Source organism: Labrenzia sp. THAF82 (assembly GCF_009363435.1).
GTDB classification, from domain to species: Bacteria; Pseudomonadota; Alphaproteobacteria; order Rhizobiales; family Stappiaceae; genus Roseibium; species Roseibium porphyridii.
Window position 1 is genome coordinate 574,750 of the sequence record NZ_CP045354.1, and the last position, 21,043, is coordinate 595,792.

The window sequence follows — 21,043 nt, forward strand, 5'->3', positions numbered from 1 at the left end:
TTACCGTGAATCCGGACGTAAACCTTTAGCACGGAGATACTGATGACCAAGCAAACAAGACGGCGGTTCACACCTGAGTACAAGGAGCAAGCGGTTGCGCAATTGGGCGCACGGGTTTTGAATTATGACGATTGGTATTAGCCCGGCGGAAAACTAGTCCGAAAACTCGCGACCATCTCTGCCAACCAATCAGGCACGACTGGGTGGGCGGCATCCTGACTGACATTTTTATCCGAATTGGCGACTTTTTCTGAGGCCACAATACTTTTTAGCATGCTGACCCCTATCCTCCAATCATCCTGGCCATCGAACTTGCGCACCCGGTCCTTGGTAAACAGTTTGAGGATCAAACGCCGCCGTAGCTGCGCGACGTCTTCAGCCTCCGCAGTGCACTCCGGGCTCGTTTCTTCCAAAGGCTCTGCCAGTTCCTCCGCCGCGGGCAAGACAAAGGACAGCCCTGCGCGAAGGCTGCCACCTTCTCCTTCGAACACACGTTGAAGCAGTGCCGGCACTACGCCAACCTGTGCGACATCTACACCGATCCAGCCACCAGGCTCAGGTAGACAAGAGCAGCACGCATGTACCTCTACCTGTATACCGTTCAGCGATATGTCATGGCATTTGCCTACAACCTGCTCGCCTCCTTCTGTACGCAAGACTACAGGCTCATTCAGTTCGAACCGAACTTCGCTGCGCAAACTCTGCGGCGTGATGGCTATTTTTGCCACCAGCAGCAGAACGACCATGTTGACCGCCAACCAGAGGGCAACGACTGACATCAGGTGGCTGGAAGCGACGATCTGAAGGTTGAAGCTAGAGTTTATGACTAAGCCGGCAGTCATTAGGCCGCAAAGCATAAGGCAGATGGCAACTGTTGCTGTGTCTTGTATTTCGGTCCCTTCGCTACCTTTGGGGGTGACCTTGAACGCATGGCCGTGGGGTTTCAGCAGCGTGACAGCCACCACGGGCAGCAAGCGGAACGCTTGCAGAACGTTGAGCGCCATCCTTGCCAGCGGATGGTATTTTCCCGGCGCGAAATGCCGGACAGCGGCAATGGCTGCGACAACCGCAGGAAGCTGGAAAGACATTACCGTGTCCGTTGACGCATTGACCAGCGGCGGCATTCCCGTGAGCAGGAATATGACTGGCGTCACCATTGCAAAGGTGGCGCCAAATGACTGCGTAATCCAATGAAGCGGCAGGAAGAATAGGCGTTCATACCATTTCAACCCAGGACCGCCAAACGGACCTTCGCGAAGAAACATGATCTGGATGGCGCCGCGCGCCCACCGTGCTCGCTGAATGAAGAAGGCATTGATGTTCTCTGGGGCCAGGCCAAATGCCAGACGCTCATCCAGATAGCGCGTTATGTAGCCTTTCCGTTTGAGGGCGAGCGTCAGGAGCATGTCTTCGGTGATCGAGCTGCAGGGCAGCTTGTTGCCGATCTCCTCCAGTGCGCTGCGCCGAACGATGCCGTTGGACCCGCAGCAGAAGGCGCAATCATACCCGTCTCGCCCCGGCATAATCGTCTCGAAGAAAAACCGCTGATCATCGGGCATAACCTTGCTCAAGTTCAGCGAAGCCTGCATCGGATCGGGATTGAAAAAGTTATGGGGAATCTGCACGATCCCGATTTTCGGGTCCTCGAAAAATCCCATTGCCCGGTAGAGGAAATCGCGCTGCGGGATAAAATCCGCGTCAAGAACAAGGAAAAAAGGAGCGGAGGTGAGCGGAACCGCGGCATTGATATTGCCTGCCTTTGCGTGGGCATTGTCTGCACGTGTCAGATAGCCGACGCCCAGACGTTTACTCATGCGCTGCAGCCAGCCGCGCCGACCGTCATCTAGCACCCAGACATTGAGCTTTGCCTGCGGCCAGTCCAGCTCCATTGCACCAAAAATTGTCTTCTCCAACACTTCCGCGGGTTCGTTGTAGGTGGCGATGAAGATGTCTACCTCGGGCAAGTCTAACGGGGTAGTGCCGCGCAGCCGCGTTTCGTGCTTGTCCGCCTCCGGAGTGCGGTTGGTGCGGCGCAACATGTAGGCATAAAGCAACGCGGTGTCGAGCCAGACCAAGATCTCGATGATGAAGACGGTCCAGATAAACAGGCCGGTCACGCTGAAAATACCGACCGGCAGCACCGTTTCAACCAGCCGCCAGTTGAGGTAGCGCAGGATCACCACCGTCAAGCCCGCTACCACCAGCCGCTCTGCCCAAGCGTTATTCTGACATCTGTTGCCGAACAGCAGAATTGCCGCGGTGATCAGCAGCAGGGGAACGAGGGATTCAGCCTGCATCCGTCTGGCCCTCCTCATCGAGAGCGGGCGACGCGGCAAGCGAAGGTGATATACCGCGAAGCAGGTCCTGAACCCAATGGCCGGCGACCGTCAGCTTGTTGCCCAATCTGCGGTCAAAGCGCACTTCGGCAGTGCGCCCGACATCGCAAAAATTTTGTGCTACTCCTGCTTTTGCAACATTTGCCGGGTCAAGGCGCAGCATGATATGCAAGCTGCCCTCTGTGAGGTTTTCCGGCTCAGCCGCGAGCAGCCCGGTAGCGCGCTTGGCGCCAGCGCCGCGCAACGCCTCGACAGCTGCGGGGAAGGTCTCATCCGAGCCGCGCAGCCGCACCTGCGCTGTGTCCCCGGGGCGGATCGCATCAAACGCTGTTTCATGCACAAATACCTCGACGAACCTGCGGGAGCAATCGAGAAGCTGCAGGACTTCGTCTCCCGCTGCGATCATTGCGCCCTTGGCAGGGGTTGCGGACCAGACTACGGCGCCAGAGGGCAATTGCGGGGCAAACAAGTCAAGCCGTTCCACCTCCTCGCGCAAGGCCTCGGCTTCGTGAAGCAAACCGGTGCGCTGTGCGCTAACACGGGCCTTCCGGCCCTTGAGATCAGCCAGACGGATTGCAACCTCATCCCGGCGTTGCCGGGCATAGCTGCCATCCTCAGTTCCCAGTCCCGGCAAGATACCAACCTTGACCCCGGCCATGGTCCGCACCGTCTCTTCGACCGCTGCGGCCAGCCGGATCACCTCACCGTTCGCCTCGACCGCCAACGACGCCGCTGTCTCAGCCTTTGTCTGCGGCACCGACCCGCTAGCGTAAAGCCGCTCAAACCTTTGAGCATCTCGCGCCCGCCGGTCTTGGTGTTCGCGCGCTGCCGCCAGCTCCCCCCGCAAACCGCTCAGTTGCGTCTGCAGCACTTGCCGTGCAAGCGTTTGCACTTGTTCCATTCTTACCAGAAGTTGCTGATCCAACTGCGTAAGGGCGGCAATTTCAGTGCTGATGGAAACTTCCTCGCGAGCCAGGATGCCGATCCTAGCTTCCAGCCGCGCAAGCTCGGTCCGGCTGGAGCGCGATGCCTGAAGTTCTACAATCGCAGTGGCCGGCAGCACTGGCGTTGCGGGCGTGAGCGCGTCGGACATCAGAGCGCCGTCAAAGGGGCTTTTGATAGAAATGATGGGGGCGTTGACCACTGCAGATCGTGAAATATAACTCGTTGCGTGTGGTGCAAAAATCATGAACGCGGCACCAAGACAGGCAACGCCTGCTGCAATCCGCGCCGCTCGCCTCAGTTTCATGGTTGGATCCGGGCCTGAAAATAAATTCAATGGATTATCGAAATGCTGCGTTGATTGTTGACCACTAGGTGGCGGTTGCCAACTTCATTTTAGTAAAAATTCTGCCAACCTAACCAAATCCAGACAGCATTGGATGTCTACGCTTGTAGCGTAGAGAGGCTGAATTTCTATTTTAATAAGTTTCACCACCACAGTAGTTGGCAAACATCCTTTCTTGCGGACATCGACAGCATGAAACTGCCAAAGCAGTCTTGGAATACTAACGCAGCGAACGGGCAAAAATTAGCGTGTTTTTTTTGAGCTTCTTATGACCATTATCTATGCATGTTCGGTGCGCTTGGGCCTGTGACGCGCGACACTCCGAAAGCCTGTCCGTTTTGGGGTAGGTTGGATCTTGCACGTTTCGGCCGATGAACAAACCGGACGGATCTTGGCATTTCTCTAGGCCGTGTGGACGGATTTGATCAAGATGAAGGTCGCGGCGATTGCGACGATGGAGCGGAAGTTTCTGGCGGTTTTCTCGCAACGCAGGGCGACGCGTTTAAAGCGTTTGAGCTTCCCCATCATTTGTTCGATGCGTGCGCGGCCCCGGTAGAGCGCTTTGGCGAAGTGCCTCGGAATGTCGCGCCGGTTTGATTTGTATGGAATGACCGGGACAGCCCCGGCCTTTCGCGTAACTTCGCGATTGGCGTTGCTGCCATAGCCCTTGTCGGCAACGATGGCCCGATGTTTGATGTCGAGGCCGGTTTCCACGAGTTCCGTAAACTGCTAGCTGTCAGAGGCTTCGCCACCGGTCAGCTCAAAGCCAAGCGGCAGGCCGTTCCGATCCGTTTTCAGATGGATTTTGGTGCCGAACCCGCCGCGCGAACGCCCGAGCGCTTGACCTTCCTGCCCCCTTTGGCGCCTGCCGCAGAAACATGGGCGCGAATGACGGTGCTGTCGAACATGGCGATCAGATGCGCGCCTTCATCAAGCCCGGCCAGAATGGAAAAATAGTCCTCGAACATACCTGCCTTGCCAAGGCGGTCGAAGCGTTTCCAGACGCTGTTCCAGTTGCCGAACCGCTCGGGCAAAGCGCGCCAGGAGATGTTGTGAAGCGTAAAATAGTGCAGCGCCTCCAAAAACAGTCGGTCATTCTTTGCCTGCGCGCCAACCCGTGGCAAGCAAGCCTGGAAAACCTCCAGTGCCAGTTCGAAATCCCGGTCTGTCATCTTGGTACACATCGCCGACCTCCAAATCACGTCGGCAACCTATGAATCACTTTAAAATCAAATTCAGAATCCCAAAACCGATACCTGAGTCAATCCGTCCACACGGCCAGGGCCAAAGCTGAGCGAACAATACCCGCGCTTTGGGACGTAGTCGGTGATTTGATGGATGTCTTCAAGCCAGACGAATGCGCAAACTACTTCAAAGCCGCCGGATATGAACCGGATTAATCTGGATGTGCTCTAGACTGAAGCCCTTTGAGCACTGTGTTGAGATCGCTTGATCAGTCATCGAATTGCATCCTTTTCACTCCTGATTTGGCTAGTCAGGAGTAGTTTCAGCCTTTGCCTGTTCCAGCTCCTCAATGTTGTGCCGGTCACGTTCCTCGTTCTCGGCCCGCCGTCTCTCCGCTATCTCGGCGCGTTCCTGCTCCCGGAGTTCGGTAATCAATTTGTCCTGTTTCTCGCGCAACTGCTTTAGCAGCAGGCCCAGTTCAGGGTCCTCCAGATGTGCCATTGTATAACCCATCGGGTTTTGGTCCGCTTGCTCGATGCGTTCGTGCAGCCACTTGTAGCAAGTGGTCGTGAAATCGCTCGTTGTTTCGTCGGAAAAGTCCACATAAAAGCGCACTGCGTCATCTGAGATGAGATCAAGGCACTCAATCATGTGAGAACTGATTAACGTGATCCCCATCTCTTCACGATCACCAAACAGCTTGAGCAGTTGCTCTTCAGTTGCATTTGGAAGATCCGAATTACACGCCGCGAGCATGACACTCATCGCAACAGTGGCTAGAGATTTCTTGAACAATTTCTCCTCCTGACTTTACTTCTCTGTCTGATTAGCGCGGCACTCTGGCGTTGACCTGTGCCATTTGACACAGCTTCGCAACACGTCGCGCTCTGGCGCAGGTGAGACCAGCTCCAGCAAATCAAGTGTTGCCGTTGTTACCGTATTGGGTGTCTGGGAGTGTTTTGAAGAGCCTTCAGCACCGGGTCTTTGGGCACCCTGCTGGAGCCGTCTTTGCTCTCGTTTTGTTGAGAGCGCTCTCTGGCCACCGTTTGCAAGGGTAGCACGGGATGATGTGGCTGCCCTTGCTGTGGATGGTCAGGCGGCCAGAGAGCTGACTGTCTTTGTTCACAAGGGGTGGGTAAGTGTGGGGCCCTGTGAAGACAGCACTCCCGGAACTTGGATATGGTGTGCTATAGACACGCCATGCGGGTACCAAGCTACGGTTGGTTACTCGTTAGGGGTGGGTGGTCCTCAGGTTCCAAACTTTGGCCACTCGCCCCGAAAGCGAGTTTTTTGGTTGTATCAGCCAAAGTTGCGCTCGCGAAGCCCCTTTTTTGTTTTCCGACCAAATTGTTGTGTCTTGTCAGGGGATTGCCCGGTAAACCTCTGCCCCCCGTGCTTCTGCCGGCAGGACGCAGGCCCTGAGTTGGCTTTGACGCCTTGGGGCTGAGGCCAGAGGCGCCTTGCACTCGACGTCCCGCCGATTTTCGAGGACTGAGCGCCTGTCCAATTCCAAGAGCCGATAGCAGGCAACACCAGCCGATTGCAGGCAATGTCAACCGTTAGCGGGCGATAGCAGCCGATACCATGCGTTAGCAGCCGACAAGAGCGGATAGGAGCCGATTGCATTGGATGGCAGCTGACAAGAGCCGTGAGCAGATTTTGGCAGCCGATAGCAGACACCGGCTTGGAACATGGTCCTCGGCCGGGGTATGGCGCGGTGCGCGCTCCTCTGGAACTCTTTGAGTTGAAACATGTTCGGCCCGTTCATCAGCCGATAGCAGTCGTTAGCAGACGATAACAGTCGACAAGAGCCGATAGCAGAACGAGACGCGAAAGATCGCAAAACGAAGGTTTTGTGCGGGTGTTCCGCGTCTCTCAAGAGAGCGAGCGCTCTGCGCTGCCCGAATGGGCACGCATGTGATCTTGTATGATCCCATATGATCTTTTGTGATTTTTTGTGACTCACCTTGAGATTTTATGATCTCATATGATCCCGGCTCAAAAGGCGCTGTTCTCCAAGGGCATGCACCAGATTGCTGCTCGCCACCCCCTTCAGACGTAATCCTGTATGATTTTATAAGAGATTGTATGATCCTATGTGAAATTCCATTGTTCCGTATGATACTATCAGATCCCGTATGAACTTATATGAGATTTTATGAGATCGCCGCCTCGATCAAACACACTCAAATATATACCCGCGCAAAACGTCTGTTTGCTGCCGTTTTCCCACAGGCTGGCGCTGTGAACACCTACACAGCCGTATTTGAAGCATTCACAGACGAAACGACCTTGAACGCCGTTGCCGGACGAGAGGTGACAGCCCCTTCGTTTGGCCTCTGATATCGGCATCGCGCATGACCTTCGGCCTCTGAACAGCTCGGGATTCAGCTAATTTCTTTAGAAACGGCTGCCTTCAAGGCTGTATGGCGCTGCGCGCCCATCGAGGTTTCTTCGGCTCCTTTTTTGTTTTGTCGTTTTTCCTGTCCGCTCCGGCGGATCTTCCAAACGGCGTTTGGTGTGTTATGGCTTCGGCCTGCCGCGGGCGCCAGACCGACGGAGAATTTTTGCCTGGAAAAATTTGACAAGGGCGCACTCTCGAGTTGTGAGACAACTCATTGCTTGATAGACACACCAGACGGAAGGATATCCCCCTGGCAATCTATCATTGCTCCATCAAGCCCATCTCCCGATCGTCCGGACGCAGTGCTGTCGCCGCAAGTGCCTACCGCGCCGGCGCATGCCTGCTCAATCAGCGCGATGGCCTCCTTCATGACTTCACCAAGAAGCAGGGCATCGAGCACGCCGAGATCGTTCTTTCCGAAGGATCATCGGCAGACTAGGCCCGCGATCGCTCGGCTTTGTGGAATGCCGCCGAGTTAGCCGAAAAGCGCAAGGCTGCCCGTGTCGCCCGCGAGTTTGAACTGGCCCTTCCCCATGAGCTTTCCCCTGAAGGGCGCATCGAGGCGGTTCGCGTGTTTGCCGCAGAGCTGTGCGAGCGCTATGGCACGGCCGTTGATTTTGCCATTCACGCCCCGCATGTGGCCGGCGACATTCGCAACGTCCATGCCCATGTGATGATGACCACCCGGGTGCTTGAGGACACTGGCCTGGGTGAGAAGACGGTTTTTGAGCGCGAGAACAAATGGCTGTTGGCCAACGGATTGCCGTTGTCCCAGATCCAGCTTCGGGATTTGCGCCAGTCCTGGGAAACCATTGCCAATGCCCAGCTCGCCCGTGAGGGCCATGACATCCGGATCGACCATCGCTCCCATGTGGAGCGCGGGCTGGAAATCATTCCGACCGAGCATGTCGGGGTGCAGGCCACCCAGATGCAGCGCCAGGGCCTGCCGGTTGATCAGGTCGCCATGGATGATGCCTCGGCCAAGCTCAATGGCGAGCATATTCTTGAGCATCCTGAGGATCTTTTGACCCTGGTCAGCGGCGAGAAGAGTGTTTTTGGGCGGCATGATATTGCCCGCGCGCTGCATCGCTACATCTCAAGCGATGTGCGCCTGTTCCAGAATGCCTTTGCTGCGGTCATGGCCTCCCCGGCGCTGGTCATGCTTCAGGGCGAGCAGGTTGATCCCCTGACCGGCGAGGTCAGCCCGGAGGGCTCTGTTGCAAAAGTCGACTGATTTTTCGATGAGGCAGCTTTCAACTTTGTTTTGGTGATTTTATGAATGCGTTTAAGGGCCGTCATTTCACGGGCGAAGTCGTGTTGTGGGCTGTTCGCTGGTATTGCCGTTACGGGGTCAGTTAGCGGGATCTTGAACAGATGATGGCCGAGCGCGGTGTTCGGGTCGATCATTCCACGATCTACCGGTGGGTGCAGACCTATGCACCTGAAATGGAAAAACGGTTGCGCTGGCAATGGCGCCGGCCAGTTTCGGGGAGTTGGCGGGTCGATGAGACCTACATCAAGGTCCGCGGAAAATGGACCTATCTCTACCGGGCGGTGGACAAGTTCGGCAACACCATCGATTTCTATCTCTCGGCCACCCGAAACACCAAGGCGGCGAAGCGGTTCCTGGGCAAAACCTTAAGGGGACTGAAAGACTGGGAGAAGCCCCATGCGATCAATACCGATAAGGCTCCCACCTACGGCGTGGCCATTTCCGAGCTGAAAGCGGAGGGCAAATGCCCACAAGACACTGAGCACCGCCAGGTCAAATATCTAAACAACGTCGTTGAAGCCGATCACGGCAAGCTGAAGCAGCTGATCCGGCCGGTGCACGGGTTCAAAACCCTAAAGTCTGCCTATGCGACCATCAAAGGATTTGAAGTGATGCGTGCCCTGCGCAAGGGGCAGGCCAGCATCTTCAACTTCACAAATGACATTGTCGGCGAGGCTCGCATCGTCGAACGAGCGTTCGGCATCGGTCCCTGTGCTCTGGCCGAAGCGATGACCATGCTTGAAAACCATCTTCAAGATGCCGAAGCTTGAACTGGAGTGCCGGGAAAGGTCGAGATCTGTCGGGACGCAATGTTTGCAATAGGGCCGCATTTAATCTATCGGGATCATTGTCTTCGGCTGGGTAACCTCGTCGCCACCGCTGAACCTCCGGTGAAGGACGGCTCCTCTCGATGGAAAACACCATAATCTGATGGAGAATATCTAGAAGTTCCGAGGCTTCATAATCTGGTGTGGTTGCAACAAAAAATCCCCGCCCGTTCACTCGATCAATTAGCCCTCTTTCTGAAAGCTTTATCAGCGCGTCTCTTACGGGTGCATTGCTCACACCGAGATCGTCAGCAACGTCAGAAATATTTACTGCGGATCCAGAACGAAGTTCGCCCATAAAGAGGCGCCTTCTGAGTTCAGTTACAACCAGCGTATCGCTTGATAAACGCATCAGGAGACCTCGCTTTCGACAAATCGAAGTGTGTCAGTCAAATCCCTGCTTTTTTGAGTACTAAATAGTACACAACATTCGATTATTTGAATTAAGGAGAGGCTCTCTTTTGGTTGCGTCGTCAGTCTAAAGAGAAATTTTCAGGCGTGTTTGTTCTTCTGAGAACTGTTTGGGCTTATGGAAGCCTCAAAGTGAAAAATGGCAACATACTTATGATTCGAATATCGTTATTAATTATAACGTCTTTCTTCTTAGCTATGACCTTCTTGGCATTAATCGTTTTTGTTTCAGGCAAGGGAGCCGAAAGCAAGACCTTTCAGTCTTCATGGCCTAGTCCTTTAATGGAAATGGAATCTGAACGACAGTTGTTTCCATAGGTGTAGAAGATGACCTCAATCCGCTGATCAGCCCCACCTGAGTGGTCGGGGTAGCAACTGCAATAGGGTAGGTGCGGTCGCAGGCTTGCCGAGCCTCGGCCCTATTGGGGTCCATTCCCTTCGCCATATTCATGCCTTTGCCGTCCACTTACCGTCAGCGTGTTTCCGGCAGCTCCGACTTTAATCGGTAGGTTTTGTTTGCCACTTGGAGCCTTTAAAGGCCGTAGGCTATGGCTTTTTGTCTGCTTCTCTTGATTTAGAAAAAGGACCATCAATGTCGGTTGTCTCAGAGCCTGTCAGGCGTCGTTTTGCTGTAGATGTAAGAAAGGCTTCCGGACTACCCGCCACACCTGCCGAAGAACGGATTTTAGGGCCTTTTCGAAGGTGCAACGGGAGCGTTTCGTCGGTAAGGGCCCCTGGCAACTGACTGATCCGCACCAGGGTGTCTTATTGCGAACCAACGACAGCAATCCAGATCAGCTTTACCGTGATGTGCTTGTAATGCTTGATGAGCAGCGCGGCATTGCCATTGGTCTGCCGTCAATGTGGGCGAAGTTTCTCTGGTCTGCCAACCCATTGAACGGTGAACGTGTTCTGCAAGTAGGGGCTGGGTCTGGCTATTATACGGCCATCTTGTCGGAATTGGTGGGGAACAAAGGTTCTGTTGTGGCGACTGAAATCGAGCCACACCTTTGCGTGCTGGCGAGCAAAGCGTTGGCCGACTGTCACAATGTTTCCGTTCTTAATCAGGATGCCACCTCGGGTTTTGAGATCGAAAAAGACCAGTTTGACCTGATCGTAGCTTTTGCCGGCGCAACCCATCCATTGCCGCATTGGCAATCATCGCTAAAACCCGATGGACGCATCCTTCTATCACGGACGATGAAGGTTGTGGTGCGATGGTTCTGTTCAGACAGTCGCCGAATGGTTTTGTCGGAGAGATTATTGGCACTTGCAGGTTCTACCCGTGCCTTGGCGCACGACACCCCGATATCGAGGCTGACTTGAAGCAGCTTCGAGCGGCCGGAGAGCTGCGCGCTGGCGTTCAGCTCAAACTTCACATGAATGAAGATAGAGCAACCTACGAAGTCATCGCTCAGTCTGAGTGAACCACCACCTGCTGCAACACGGTGCCATCCGCGTGTTCGAAGACGTGATTTCCCCGCTCAGAGAGCGAGGGCCAGATGCATGTAGTCACTCAGCGTTTGTTATCGGACTGATTGTTTCCGGTTCCGCACAGATAGTAGCCTGCAAAGGAGCGCTCAGCTCCAAGCGCAGGGCTGAAGCACCCCTGCCTGCGGTTTTCGTAGGGGAACATTTCCGCCGACCGATCTCAGTGCAGCAACAATCTCTTCGCGGGACAGGCCAATGTCTGCCCGGCGGCTATCGGGTTCGCACAACAAATCGCGGTAGATCTGCTGTTTGCGATGATTTGAGAAAAATGCTTTCAGCTGCCGGATCCCAGGGGCCATGGGCATGGGGAAGGTCTTACTGTGGGACGTGGTGTGGCACTGAGTTGAGATCGCTTGATCAGTCATCGAATTGCACCTTTTTGCGGACATGAAACCGTCAGCCATAGAGCCTTCAGACGGTCTTGCATCGGATCTGTTCCTTTGGCGTCGCATTCACTTTCTGCAAGCGCCACTTGACCTAATGTGGGTCATGCGATGCTGTCCGCGTGTGACTGCGGTCACAGCCGCATTATTGCAGCACTGCTGCGACGGCCTAAATTTCTGGGCATTTCGGCAGCGCGCGTCGAAACCGACGCGCGCTTTACCGGCGGCATTGGACGCTTTCCTCCCTCAGCATGCGACGCCACTTCTTCCGTTAAGTTGCTTTGAAAAAAGAAACAATCATAAATAGTACTGATAAAGACTTCCAGACCGGAAGCATACAATACTCCGAGCAAGTCAAAGGTTCTCATCGAACCGAGCGCCAAATAGCACACGGCCAGCCTCTGTTTGTTTGTACTGGTGTGGTATCATAACAGGATGGTAATATTGACATGGAAGTAAAATCCACAGGTGCCGAATTCGGTGTTCAGCATTTTATTGATCAAATCAAAAAAAACAGGTCAAATTTGACCAAGACGGTTGAAAAGGCCGCGAAGATTCGTCCGAACGGCGGCGGTGCGCCAAAAGTGATCGAACATATTAAAGCTTCAAACGGCAATACGCCTCAATTCAATAAAGTCTCTTTGCTTAGCAAAATCTATATGAAAACTAAGGACTTTAGCGGACAAGACCTTCAAGGAGCGGATTTCAGAGGGAAAGATCTTAGAGGAGCCATCTTCGATAATTGCGATCTAACAGATGCAATGTTTGATGGCGCTCGCTTGGAAGGGGCAAGTTTCCAAGGGGCCACCTTGAAGGGAGCCAGCTGTAAAGGGGCCACCTTGAAGGGAGCCAGCTGTAAAGGGGCCATCTTCGATGGCAGTGATTTGACAAACGCGATGTTTGACGGTGCCCTCTTGGAGCGTTCAAGCTTTAAAAATGTGATAGCCATTACCGCTACGTTCATTGAGGCAAAAATGAACGATGCGGATCTGTCTGGTAGCGATTTCCGCAACTCTGATTTTACCAAAGCAAAAATGCAGCGCTCCACTCTTTCCGAGGCCACGTTCCGCGAGGCAGACCTTGAGAATGCCGACGCACGTGATGCAAACTTTGATGGCACCCAACTCGGTGATGGTTACATGAGAGGGTTTAATATGGAAGGAGCTAAAATTGGCAATGTCCACGTCTTTGGCAATTTCAAAAATGCCTTTGATGGCGCAATTATGAAACCCGATGATGAAGATTATCTCAAAGCACTTCTGGACCCGGACTATGTTCCAGGAGCACAGCCCAAACGTAAGAGGGGCGAATATGAATTTGAGCCTAAAGCGAAACGTCAAAGCGATGACAAAATGAGCTTTGGCACGCGTCAGTCAGGGGATAGTGATAGCCTTGTGCAACCCGAAAATTCTGCTGTGACAAGCGACCACTCTTATTCAGAGGTCGAAGAATCAGCTGGTGCTAATGACAAAAACACATCTCCAATGATGTGATTTCGATCTCCCCTTCAAAGAGCAAGGGCCAGATGTATGTAGTCACTATGACTTTGTTAATTGACTGATGGTTTCTTCTGGCCCCGGCTTTCTGGGTGCCGCACGTCACAGGGCTCTGGCGTTTCGATGGGCTATCTAAAGACCAGCAGCGAGGCGAGGCTCGATTGAGCCGAAAGTTTCCTCCCAAGACCGTCTTGCTGCTGCTCCATCTTGGATTAAACTTTGAGCGCCCGTTCCTCGTGAGCGGGCGTTTTTTTAGGCGGCACCTCTTCACGCGCGGATTGCTCTCGCCTCCCCGAAATTCTTTTCGCCGGAATGGGTACGGTAACGGCAACCGTCTGCACTCAGAGGTCAGCGTCAGATTTGGTGCGGACAGCGGGACTCGAACCCGCACAGCTCAAGGCTTCCGGATTTTAAGTCCGGTATGTCTACCAGTTCCCTCATGTCCGCGTTTTAGCGCCTTTTGAGCGCCCGTATTTTGTCCCCAAGCCCGATTTCTTTGCGAGCTCAGCGCGCAAAGCCGCATAGTTTGGTGCCACCATCGGGTAGCTTTCTTTAAGATCCCACTTGGCCCGGTAGTCTTCCGGGGTCATGCCATAATAGGCCTTCAGATGGCGCTTGAGGGATTTGAACCTTTTGCCGTCTTCCAGACAGATAATGTAGTCCGAATGGACCGATTTGTTGATGGGCACCGCCGGTTCCTGGGGCGCTTCGTCCAAGGTCCCGTCACTGTTCTTGCGAAGAGCCTCGTGAACGGAGCTGATCAGACCTGTCAGGTCCGACGTGTTGACTGTGTTGTTGCTGACATAGGCCGCCACAATGTCAGCGGTGCAATCGATGAGGCTGGTTTCGGCGTTGATGTCGTTCATAAGGTTCCTGCATGTGTTCAAACGGGTGAGGAGAGCTGGCAACATTCCTCTTCTCAAGAGCGGCACAGCCACCATTCTGAATTGCGTTATTCAGTAATGCATACAAGAATGGTCGACAGTGCCGTTTGACACTGCCGACCTGTCTGCGATCGAAGTTATAGCGGGCAATGCGAATGCTTCGACTTCGACCGCACCTGATGTTCAAACACATGTTGAGTGGGTATGCCTGAATACCAGGTCTTCGGCTGACATCATGCCAGCAGACGGAGAACTATAGCTGTCCCTGCCTGTTTTCAATTCTGACCTCTGTCGGTCAGTCAAACATAGTCCTCTGTTGAGGCTCGGCCCAATATCCACGTGCACGTTTGGAAGCCTCCAGGGCCATCAGCGCTGCGACCGCCTGGCTTTCGTGTTCGTAGCAGTCCAGCCGGACCTGCCCACCCTGACCGATGCGGCCCCATTCCCGGTAGAGTGTCCATTCCCCAAACAGGTTCGGCAGAACCGCCATCCGGTAGAACCGGGCGGCATTGTTCGGGGGATCGAGTTTTTCCAGATAGGTTTGCAACATCCGTGTGCCCACGATAGCCCTCCACGCCCGGGCGCTTGCGCACATCGTTCACCTGGACCAAGACGCCAGTTCACGAAGCTGGCGACCCCAACAGGATTCGAGCCTGTGGCCATTCGCTTAGAAGGTGAGTGCTCTCTCCAGCTGAGCTACGGGGCCATGTTTTGCGTCAGATCATGAACAGGATCTGCACCCTTGCGGCGATGAAGATACAAATCCTGTCCACAATCTGGGGATCGAAGAGGCCGGGGGGCCAGCCAAGCCGCTCCAGGGGACAGGCATAGCTCAAAACCTTCCAGGCTTGAAGCCTTGGCGTTGACAATGCCGTCATTCGCTGGCCGAAAGCAGGCAGGCTTTCAAGGTGTCGCGCGTCACAGGTGTGTGGTGTTTTGATGGGCTATCTAAAGATCAGCAGCGAGGCGAGGCTCGTTCGAGCCGAAGGTTCCTCCCAAGACGTCTTGCTGCTGTCCTTTGGTCCCGATATTGAGCGCCCGTTCCTCGTGAGCGGGCGCTCTTTTTTGGAGCACTCGATGGCAACGCGGGGGGCCTCACCGAGACATGCCTTTGTTTCAATTTGCAAACTATTTGTCTACGCGATGATGTAGGGGTTTGGGTCTGCGTGTTTTTTGCAGTCTGGCCTGAGGAAATAGCGCGGTTGCCACAGGTGCATGGGGGCTTTTTCGACGTTTCTGGTGCGGGCCAGAACGATCTGTTTGCGATAGTCCATGTTTCTGAGGTCTTCCGGTGTGACGAGGGGCCTTTGAATGAGGCGCTCCGAGTTTTCCGTTTCGGCCTTGAACGTGGCCTGGCCGATTAGGTCGAAGACTTCCTCGCTGAACCTTTTTGCGGTTGGCGGGATTTCAAAGAATTGCACGAAGTCGGCGTTGTCGCGGATATCCTCAAAGGCTTCGCGTCCGTATTCGTCGATGAGGCCGGCGAAGGTCTGTGTGAAGCCCCACACGGACAGCCCTTTGCCTGCGGCCATTCTGTAGGCCTGAAGGACAGGTGTCAGTCGGCCAATGGCGGGCATTTCGTCGAGCATGAGCAGGACGCGTTTTTCGGGTGTCTGACGGCTGACCTGGGCCATTGGCAGGGTGACCCACAGACGCAGGTACATGCGGACTTTTTCCAGCAATTCGGACGGCACGACAATGAACAGGTCAAGGTCATTGGTGGATAGGCCGTCGAGCGAGAACCCGGATTTGCTCATATGGTGCTGGATCTGCCGATATTGCAGGAAAGCGAGGGCGTTGGTAACGGTGGACAGGAAGGAGCCGCGCTCCTTTTCCCCGACCGAGAGCAGCAGCCTGGCCCCGTCTGCTGCCAAACCAAAGGCTGCATCGCTTGCAGCCATCTTCTCCAGCTGGGGCCCCAGAACGGCCCATTCCTGATTGAGCAGGTCTCTGACAGCCATCAGATTGCGTTGAGGCTGTGGAACGGTGGCGATGATCCAGCAGATTGAGCTTGCGATCACGCGCCGCGCACCATCGGCAAAGTGCGCGCCGGACGCATTGGCGTCTTTTGCCGGAACAACGAGCGCGTCCAGGATGACGTTGATATCGGCGATCATCCGCTCGTCCTGGCGTACGAAGTCGAGAGGATTGAAGTCCCAGCTGTCGGCACCGGCCATGTCGAGGTCTTTGTGCGCGTCAGCTTTTTCCTTCACAACGGCAAAGGGGTCCAACAGGACAACACGCCGGCCGAGCTCACGGCGGCGGCGTGCTGCGATCATATAGGCCTCACCCTTTGGGTCGATGACAACGACCGGGCCTTGCCAGCTTCTGGTGTTTGGAGCGAGCAGATTGGCGGCGATCACGAGCCCCTTGCCGGAGCGGGACGGGGCACAGGTGAGGCCATGGGCCTGCAACGGGAATTGCATAAGAGGCGAACGTGTCGTTCTGGTCTCATGGGGCTTGTCGAACTGGCCCAAAATAATGCCGCCCTTCCTGGACAGCTTTGCCATGATCCGTCTTCTCATCCAGCGGGCATCGCCGAACAGGTCGCTTTTGGATTGCTTGCGGCTGTCAGGATTGAGACTTGTCCGCGCAATTGCAGCGAGCGCGGCAATTCCAGCCAGGCCGTTGGCGCAGCCAAGAACCAGGAACTGAACGTCTGCTTCTGTCAACAAGCCGAAGACCTGATTGAGGTAGCGCAGGTGTTGAACCGCGTTGCCGTCAGGCATGGCGGCCAGGTGTGGTTGGTACCAAGCCCAATAAAGGGCGATGATATCGTCGGACTTCCAAAAACACAGAACCGCCGCGCCGCCCGCAATGAACCGGGCAGCCCCGTTGACGCTTAGGAATGCAACAGCCCCACCCAGAAGCACAACACAGACCAGCCCCTTGACCAATTCCCCGTTGTTGCCTGGCAAGAACAGAGCAGCAAGCCCGGCCATGACCGCGTAGACGAGAATGGGCGATACAACGGCCAGTCCCTTGACCAGAAGAGACCTCATGGGGCAACCTCGATCCGGCAGGCTATGGGCAGGCCTTGCTGGCGCGCCTGCTCATGACAGGCCTGGAGGTTCTGGCCGTGCTGCTGCCAGATATAGTCTTTCCAACCGTTCGTGGTGTCGTTCGTCGCCAGAAGTGCTTCGCCAAGACCACTTGAGGCAAGGCTGGCAATGGCTGCGCCCACGAGGGCAGCGCTCAGCAAGGCTCCGGCATAAACCACTGCGTTGCGGTTTTGTCGCTTCACCAGGTTGGCAACGTCTGCATAAAGGGTCCGGGTCTCCTTCGACAGGGCGTCGAGTTGCGCAGCATCAACACTGGCGGGAGATTGTCCGGCTGCGCCGGCATTCCTGATTGCTGTGGCAATGGTTTCTTCTGCCAGAGTCAGGCGTTCGTCGATGACGGTGAACAGGTCGTCGGTGGTCTTGTTCAACGGATGGGGTCCTATCGTTCGATGTCAGTGTCGCGCGCGGCGGCGATGGACTTGTCCACGGCCTGTGCCAGGTGTTGTGTGTGTTCGCCAGCGGCCAATTGCGAGCTGACTTGCTGCCAGACCTGTGGGTAGATCCTGGCTTTTGCCTCAAGTTTGTATTGCATTTCTTTTTCCCGGCCTGTCTGTGCTGTTTTGTGCAGTGTTGCGCGTTCAGCTATGGCCCACATGGCTTGTTCCTGGTTGTCGCTGCGACTTTCGATCTCCAGCCGCCTGTCCCTGATGCTGTCACGGGCGGAAAGTTGGGGCTCGCCGTCCTCGTGCTGGCGCTGATCGCGCAATGCCTGCGCCTTTGCCCTCCATTCCTGCGCCTTGGCTTTCCACTTGTCAGAGGGCGCCGCCCACTGGTCGTCGCTTCCAGCCGCTCGCGCCGTATCTTGCCCTTGGGTCTCCTGGCTCCGGCCACCGGCAACGGCCCCTGTCGGTGCTTGTTGCCTGCCCACAAGGGGAGACGTCTGCTCTATCGGTTTTTCCAGCCCGCGGTCGAGCCCTGTTTCTTTTTTCCTGTCGTTTTCCTCCACAGACCCACCCCAGTGTTCGTCAATGCTGCCGTTGTCCATGGAGAACACGCGCTTTTCCGGCGCGTTGTCGTGCCGAGCCGCCAAGCCGCCCTCAAGCCCCTTGACCTCAATCTCGCTGTTGATGCCAAGGGTGCTGGCAATCCCGCGCCGCTCGGCAAAGGCGGCGGTGTAGTCGAGGGTGGTTTCTTTTGCACCCGAACGCGACAGCTGCTCTGCCAGCTTGTCATATGCGAGCTCTTCGCCGCTCTGCACGGCCCAGGCATTGCGCTCCACCGTGCGCCCGTCGGGAAGACGAACGCTCTGTGATCCCTCACGCCGAAGCCCGATCATGTCGCCAATCTTCGGCCTGGCCTCACCAAGCGCCCGCTCCAGATCAACACCCCATGTGGTGTGCTGCGCGCCCTGGGCCGTTTCCAGGGTGACAAAGTAGCTCTTGGCGTTGCCTTGCTTGTGCTCGAACGGAGCAGCGCCATGAGCGACCAGACGCCCAGAAGTGTGCCCAGACGACTGACCTGAAGCGTGGCTGGCTGAACGGCCGGCAAACGCGCTTGCGTCGGCATAGAGCTGAACGTCCTTGCGATGCCGGGTCATGGCGACATAGGTCAGGTGCCGGTCCATGGTGCTGGAGGCCAGCACAAAGGCCCGGTCCACGGTCGCCCCCTGGCTCTTGTGGATCGTGGTCGCATAGCCATGGTCGATGGCCTTGTAGGTGTCCAGATCAACCTGGACGCTTCTGCCGTTCTCGCCGTCAAGCCGGGCGACGAGCCGGGGTGCAAGGTTGTCCCCGGACGTTTCGATGCGTTCCACCGTGCCAAGCATTCCATTCTTGACACCGAGCTCGCGGTTGTTTTCAAGGAAGACGATCCGGTCTCCGCTCGCAAAGGACCGCGTGCCGTCATTGGTTTCAGCCACGACCTCGCCGGCCTCCGCGCCCTTTGTCAGTGCCCCCCACTCTTGCAGCGTGGACCGGATCGCCTCATTCAAAGCCTTCACATCCGCCCGGCGATGCGCCAGCACCACGCGGCTGGCCTGCGGGTTGCCGTCCATGTCGGCCAGATAATCCCGAACAACAGCGCTGCGGGCAGCCTCGCCACCCTGTTCAAGATGAACAGAGCCGTTGTCGCGGTAGGCAGCCAGGGCCTCCCCGGTCTTCTGGGTGGCAAAGGCAACAGAGACCTGGCGCTGCCAGTCCACCTTCTGCCGGCGGATACAGGGACAGCCCCAATGGCGAGCGTTATGTGACGAGAAAGGAGGCCTATGGTCTCGATTTTACCCCGGCCTGCTTCAACCTGGAAGACTTTGAAAAGCTGGCAGAGCAAGCCCAGGCAGGTCGAAAGCCAAGCCGCGACCGCCTCGGCAAAATCACAAAACGCGGTCAAGCTGAAAACAATCCGGCCGTCTGAACTCTTTACACGTACTTTCAATCTACCCCAAAAAGGCCCAAATGTGCACGTTCGGGCCTCTTAGGCCTACCTTGAACCGTGAATCCACTGACGCGAAGAAAGTGTTCTAAATGTCACGACCTGCAACGGGTAAATTTGGTAATCGGGATCTATATATTGGTACTGGTTAAAGGCATATAGTGTTATGGGTGAAATATTAAATAGGACTACTGCAACAAGAGGCATTCCTGAGGCTCGTATAGAGCTAAGCACACCCAACCGTATGAGGGAATTCGCCGGTAAGGTTGTCAAATTTCGACCTAAAGGAAATCCTCGTGACAGGAGTGGCCCGGGTGTCGGAGCCAATATGGCTAAGTTCATGCGAGATAGGGCGCGAAAGCAACTCGCCCTAGAGCCGCTGCGCATTCGCGAGCCACGAGAAGCCGTGCGCATACTCTCTGCACGGGTTATCACCTACTTCCAGAGCAAGGCGGCTAGGTTTAAGGCTTGGCGTATGAATGACCCGACGATCTATAATCTTGCGGCAACAAAATACCTTGAAAATTTGGCTTGCAAACTCGAGAGTGGGGAAGACGCTTACAAGCAAAGCCTTTTCAATCAATCTCCACGTGCCAAGCTTGATGAATTACTCAAAGAAGCTAGCGATTTATATGAAGATATACTTGCTAGGGAGGTTAAGGAACTTAGTGCGAAGAAGGCATTGACTGAAAACAAGAAAAACTTGGCTTGTAACAAGCTAGTAAATGCACAAAATTTTACTGAGAATACGTCAGAACTGCAGAAAATAAAGGAAGAAGCTCAGCAAGTAAAGGATTCCGCTGGAAAAGAGATTGACGCTATTCAAGCAAAAATAGATGAATGCGAAGAAGTGAAAAATCTTGGCAAAGCGGCTAACGAAGGTATTAAGGAAGAATTTAACAAGAGGATTGCGAAGAATATTCGAGATTTTTTGAAAAATAACGAAAATATCTCACCATCCAATGCCCGTCTTGCGGTTAAGAGAGCGTGGTATGAAAATGGAAAGAAACTTTCAGAAGCAATGTGCACTATCGTTTCCCAAGAGATAGCAAGGCTGAAGCTCATAGGTGACAACTATGGAGAAGGTATAATAGATGCTGATGTTGTTATTAAACATATTGAACAGTGGAAAAGAATGTCAGCAACAATTGGCTTGATCATTAACGTCAATGAGCTAAACTCTGGAAATGGTCAGGTGGCGCAGTCCCCCCCAAACAGCCCGCTGCTGTGGGACGGCGAATTTCATGAAGACGCTGCGAGCACAGCTCTCCACAAACTCCCTCGGCAGCACTCTGAAGTCTCTAACAGCAATGCCGCGAAGAATGATCCTGATACCGAACTGAAAGAGCTCGTGGATAACTGGGACCCGAAAGACGATCATCACGATGTGGCGGTACTTGATGCGCTTGTGGCTTTGAATACTCCCAAAAAGACAAATGATGAAGAATTTGATCAGCTTGTTGCGGAAGCAACTAAAAATATCGACGTCGACAGGTTGATATAACCGGACCCCAACCTGAGCAGCTTCTGCTGGGTCTATACATAACTGCAAAGCGACACCTGAACAGGTGTCGCTTTTAGGTGTATCCATCAGTGACAATCCAATGTGACACGCAAACGATGTCACAAATGAGTG

Annotated in this window: 17 protein-coding genes, 2 tRNA genes and 3 pseudogenes; 8 read left to right on the plus strand and 14 right to left on the minus strand. The window is 54.9% G+C overall.

Going from position 1 to position 21,043, the window contains the following annotated elements; all coding sequences use genetic code 11:
• Nucleotides 1-137: 137 nt before the first annotated feature.
• The 4 genes from FIV00_RS02770 to FIV00_RS02785 form a co-directional block, all read right to left on the minus strand.
• On the minus strand, nucleotides 138-2,297 hold the full coding sequence (locus FIV00_RS02770) for a glycosyltransferase family 2 protein (protein ID WP_173005850.1): 2,160 nt from the start codon (nucleotides 2,295-2,297) through the stop codon (nucleotides 138-140).
• Nucleotides 2,287-3,585 carry an HlyD family efflux transporter periplasmic adaptor subunit gene (locus FIV00_RS02775; RefSeq protein ID WP_152499387.1) on the minus strand — a complete coding sequence of 433 codons (1,299 nt, stop codon included), beginning with the start codon at nucleotides 3,583-3,585 and terminating at the stop codon, nucleotides 2,287-2,289. Before FIV00_RS02775 ends, FIV00_RS02770 begins: the two co-directional genes overlap by 11 nt.
• Before the next feature lie 441 nt (nucleotides 3,586-4,026).
• Nucleotides 4,027-4,338, minus strand: coding sequence for a transposase (locus FIV00_RS02780; RefSeq protein ID WP_152499388.1), 312 nt, complete (start codon nucleotides 4,336-4,338; stop codon nucleotides 4,027-4,029).
• 80 nt (nucleotides 4,339-4,418) lie between these two features.
• A complete protein-coding gene (locus FIV00_RS02785) occupies nucleotides 4,419-4,808 on the minus strand; it encodes a transposase (protein ID WP_152499389.1) in 390 nt (129 codons plus the stop codon).
• Nucleotides 4,809-4,904: 96 nt separating this feature from the next.
• Here FIV00_RS02785 and FIV00_RS02790 point away from each other — a divergent pair.
• Nucleotides 4,905-5,024, plus strand: a pseudogene (locus FIV00_RS02790) (IS630 family transposase); the annotation flags it as partial.
• A 91-nt stretch (nucleotides 5,025-5,115) separates the two neighbouring features.
• Here FIV00_RS02790 and FIV00_RS02795 read toward each other — a convergent pair.
• The gene (locus FIV00_RS02795; RefSeq protein WP_152499390.1) at nucleotides 5,116-5,604 is read right to left on the minus strand and encodes a hypothetical protein; all 489 of its coding nucleotides are present in this window, start codon (nucleotides 5,602-5,604) and stop codon (nucleotides 5,116-5,118) included.
• A 1,353-nt stretch (nucleotides 5,605-6,957) separates the two neighbouring features.
• Here FIV00_RS02795 and FIV00_RS02800 point away from each other — a divergent pair.
• From FIV00_RS02800 to FIV00_RS02810, 3 genes and pseudogenes are all read left to right on the plus strand, one after another.
• Nucleotides 6,958-7,152 carry a hypothetical protein gene (locus FIV00_RS02800; protein ID WP_152499391.1) on the plus strand — a complete coding sequence of 65 codons (195 nt, stop codon included), beginning with the start codon at nucleotides 6,958-6,960 and terminating at the stop codon, nucleotides 7,150-7,152.
• A gap of 311 nt (nucleotides 7,153-7,463) precedes the next feature.
• Nucleotides 7,464-8,414 (plus strand): annotated as a pseudogene (gene mobQ / locus FIV00_RS02805) (MobQ family relaxase); the annotation flags it as partial.
• 74 nt (nucleotides 8,415-8,488) lie between these two features.
• Nucleotides 8,489-9,256 (plus strand): annotated as a pseudogene (locus tag FIV00_RS02810) (IS6 family transposase).
• On the opposite strand, the gene FIV00_RS30515 reads toward FIV00_RS02810, so the two are convergent.
• Nucleotides 9,138-9,665: a GntR family transcriptional regulator gene (locus FIV00_RS30515; protein ID WP_152499392.1), complete on the minus strand. Its 528-nt coding sequence runs from the start codon at nucleotides 9,663-9,665 to the stop codon at nucleotides 9,138-9,140. The pseudogene FIV00_RS02810 and the gene FIV00_RS30515 sit on opposite strands and share 119 nt — an antisense overlap.
• 761 nt (nucleotides 9,666-10,426) lie before the next feature.
• Here FIV00_RS30515 and FIV00_RS02820 point away from each other — a divergent pair.
• A complete protein-coding gene (locus FIV00_RS02820) occupies nucleotides 10,427-11,050 on the plus strand; it encodes a protein-L-isoaspartate O-methyltransferase (RefSeq protein WP_152499393.1) in 624 nt (207 codons plus the stop codon).
• A 997-nt stretch (nucleotides 11,051-12,047) separates the two neighbouring features.
• Complete coding sequence (locus tag FIV00_RS02825) at nucleotides 12,048-13,091, plus strand: pentapeptide repeat-containing protein (RefSeq protein WP_152499394.1); 1,044 nt, start codon at nucleotides 12,048-12,050, stop codon at nucleotides 13,089-13,091.
• Nucleotides 13,092-13,455: 364 nt separating this feature from the next.
• Here the strand turns inward: FIV00_RS02825 and FIV00_RS02830 are convergent.
• From FIV00_RS02830 to FIV00_RS02860, 8 genes are all read right to left on the minus strand, one after another.
• Nucleotides 13,456-13,541, minus strand: a tRNA-Leu gene (locus FIV00_RS02830).
• Complete coding sequence (locus FIV00_RS02835; protein WP_152499395.1) at nucleotides 13,532-13,960, minus strand: MucR family transcriptional regulator; 429 nt, start codon at nucleotides 13,958-13,960, stop codon at nucleotides 13,532-13,534. Before FIV00_RS02835 ends, FIV00_RS02830 begins: the two co-directional genes overlap by 10 nt.
• Before the next feature lie 313 nt (nucleotides 13,961-14,273).
• Entirely contained in the window at nucleotides 14,274-14,540 is a 267-nt protein-coding gene (locus FIV00_RS02840; RefSeq protein ID WP_247649330.1) for a WGR domain-containing protein, read from the minus strand.
• A gap of 67 nt (nucleotides 14,541-14,607) precedes the next feature.
• Nucleotides 14,608-14,684, minus strand: a tRNA-Arg gene (locus FIV00_RS02845).
• A 10-nt stretch (nucleotides 14,685-14,694) separates the two neighbouring features.
• Nucleotides 14,695-14,856 (minus strand): hypothetical protein, encoded by a 162-nt coding sequence (locus FIV00_RS29510; RefSeq protein ID WP_173005851.1) that lies wholly within the window; start codon nucleotides 14,854-14,856, stop codon nucleotides 14,695-14,697.
• 258 nt (nucleotides 14,857-15,114) lie between these two features.
• Nucleotides 15,115-16,980 carry a type IV secretory system conjugative DNA transfer family protein gene (locus FIV00_RS02850; protein ID WP_152499396.1) on the minus strand — a complete coding sequence of 622 codons (1,866 nt, stop codon included), beginning with the start codon at nucleotides 16,978-16,980 and terminating at the stop codon, nucleotides 15,115-15,117.
• Nucleotides 16,977-17,408, minus strand: coding sequence for a hypothetical protein (locus FIV00_RS02855; RefSeq protein WP_152499397.1), 432 nt, complete (start codon nucleotides 17,406-17,408; stop codon nucleotides 16,977-16,979). Before FIV00_RS02855 ends, FIV00_RS02850 begins: the two co-directional genes overlap by 4 nt.
• 11 nt (nucleotides 17,409-17,419) lie before the next feature.
• Nucleotides 17,420-19,180 carry an ATP-binding domain-containing protein gene (locus FIV00_RS02860; protein ID WP_371419563.1) on the minus strand — a complete coding sequence of 587 codons (1,761 nt, stop codon included), beginning with the start codon at nucleotides 19,178-19,180 and terminating at the stop codon, nucleotides 17,420-17,422.
• Nucleotides 19,181-19,224: 44 nt separating this feature from the next.
• Here FIV00_RS02860 and FIV00_RS02865 point away from each other — a divergent pair, with 44 nt between their 5' ends.
• Together FIV00_RS02865 and FIV00_RS02870 are read left to right on the plus strand one after the other, a co-directional pair.
• Entirely contained in the window at nucleotides 19,225-19,389 is a 165-nt protein-coding gene (locus tag FIV00_RS02865; protein WP_152499399.1) for a hypothetical protein, read from the plus strand.
• Between the two features lie 346 nt (nucleotides 19,390-19,735).
• Nucleotides 19,736-20,911 carry a hypothetical protein gene (locus tag FIV00_RS02870; RefSeq protein WP_152499400.1) on the plus strand — a complete coding sequence of 392 codons (1,176 nt, stop codon included), beginning with the start codon at nucleotides 19,736-19,738 and terminating at the stop codon, nucleotides 20,909-20,911.
• The last annotated feature ends 132 nt before the right edge of the window (nucleotides 20,912-21,043 follow it).

Coding starts and splice junctions, on each gene's coding strand:
- FIV00_RS02770 (WP_173005850.1), bottom strand. CDS start 2,297: ATGCAGGCTGAATCCCTCGTTCCCCTGCTGCTGATCACCGCGGCAATT.
- FIV00_RS02775 (WP_152499387.1), bottom strand. CDS start 3,585: ATGAAACTGAGGCGAGCGGCGCGGATTGCAGCAGGCGTTGCCTGTCTT.
- FIV00_RS02785 (WP_152499389.1), bottom strand. CDS start 4,808: ATGTGTACCAAGATGACAGACCGGGATTTCGAACTGGCACTGGAGGTT.
- FIV00_RS02800 (WP_152499391.1), top strand. CDS start 6,958: ATGAGATTTTATGAGATCGCCGCCTCGATCAAACACACTCAAATATAT.
- FIV00_RS30515 (WP_152499392.1), bottom strand. CDS start 9,665: ATGCGTTTATCAAGCGATACGCTGGTTGTAACTGAACTCAGAAGGCGC.
- FIV00_RS02825 (WP_152499394.1), top strand. CDS start 12,048: ATGGAAGTAAAATCCACAGGTGCCGAATTCGGTGTTCAGCATTTTATT.
- FIV00_RS02835 (WP_152499395.1), bottom strand. CDS start 13,960: ATGAACGACATCAACGCCGAAACCAGCCTCATCGATTGCACCGCTGAC.
- FIV00_RS29510 (WP_173005851.1), bottom strand. CDS start 14,856: ATGACGGCATTGTCAACGCCAAGGCTTCAAGCCTGGAAGGTTTTGAGC.
- FIV00_RS02850 (WP_152499396.1), bottom strand. CDS start 16,980: ATGAGGTCTCTTCTGGTCAAGGGACTGGCCGTTGTATCGCCCATTCTC.
- FIV00_RS02870 (WP_152499400.1), top strand. CDS start 19,736: ATGGCTAAGTTCATGCGAGATAGGGCGCGAAAGCAACTCGCCCTAGAG.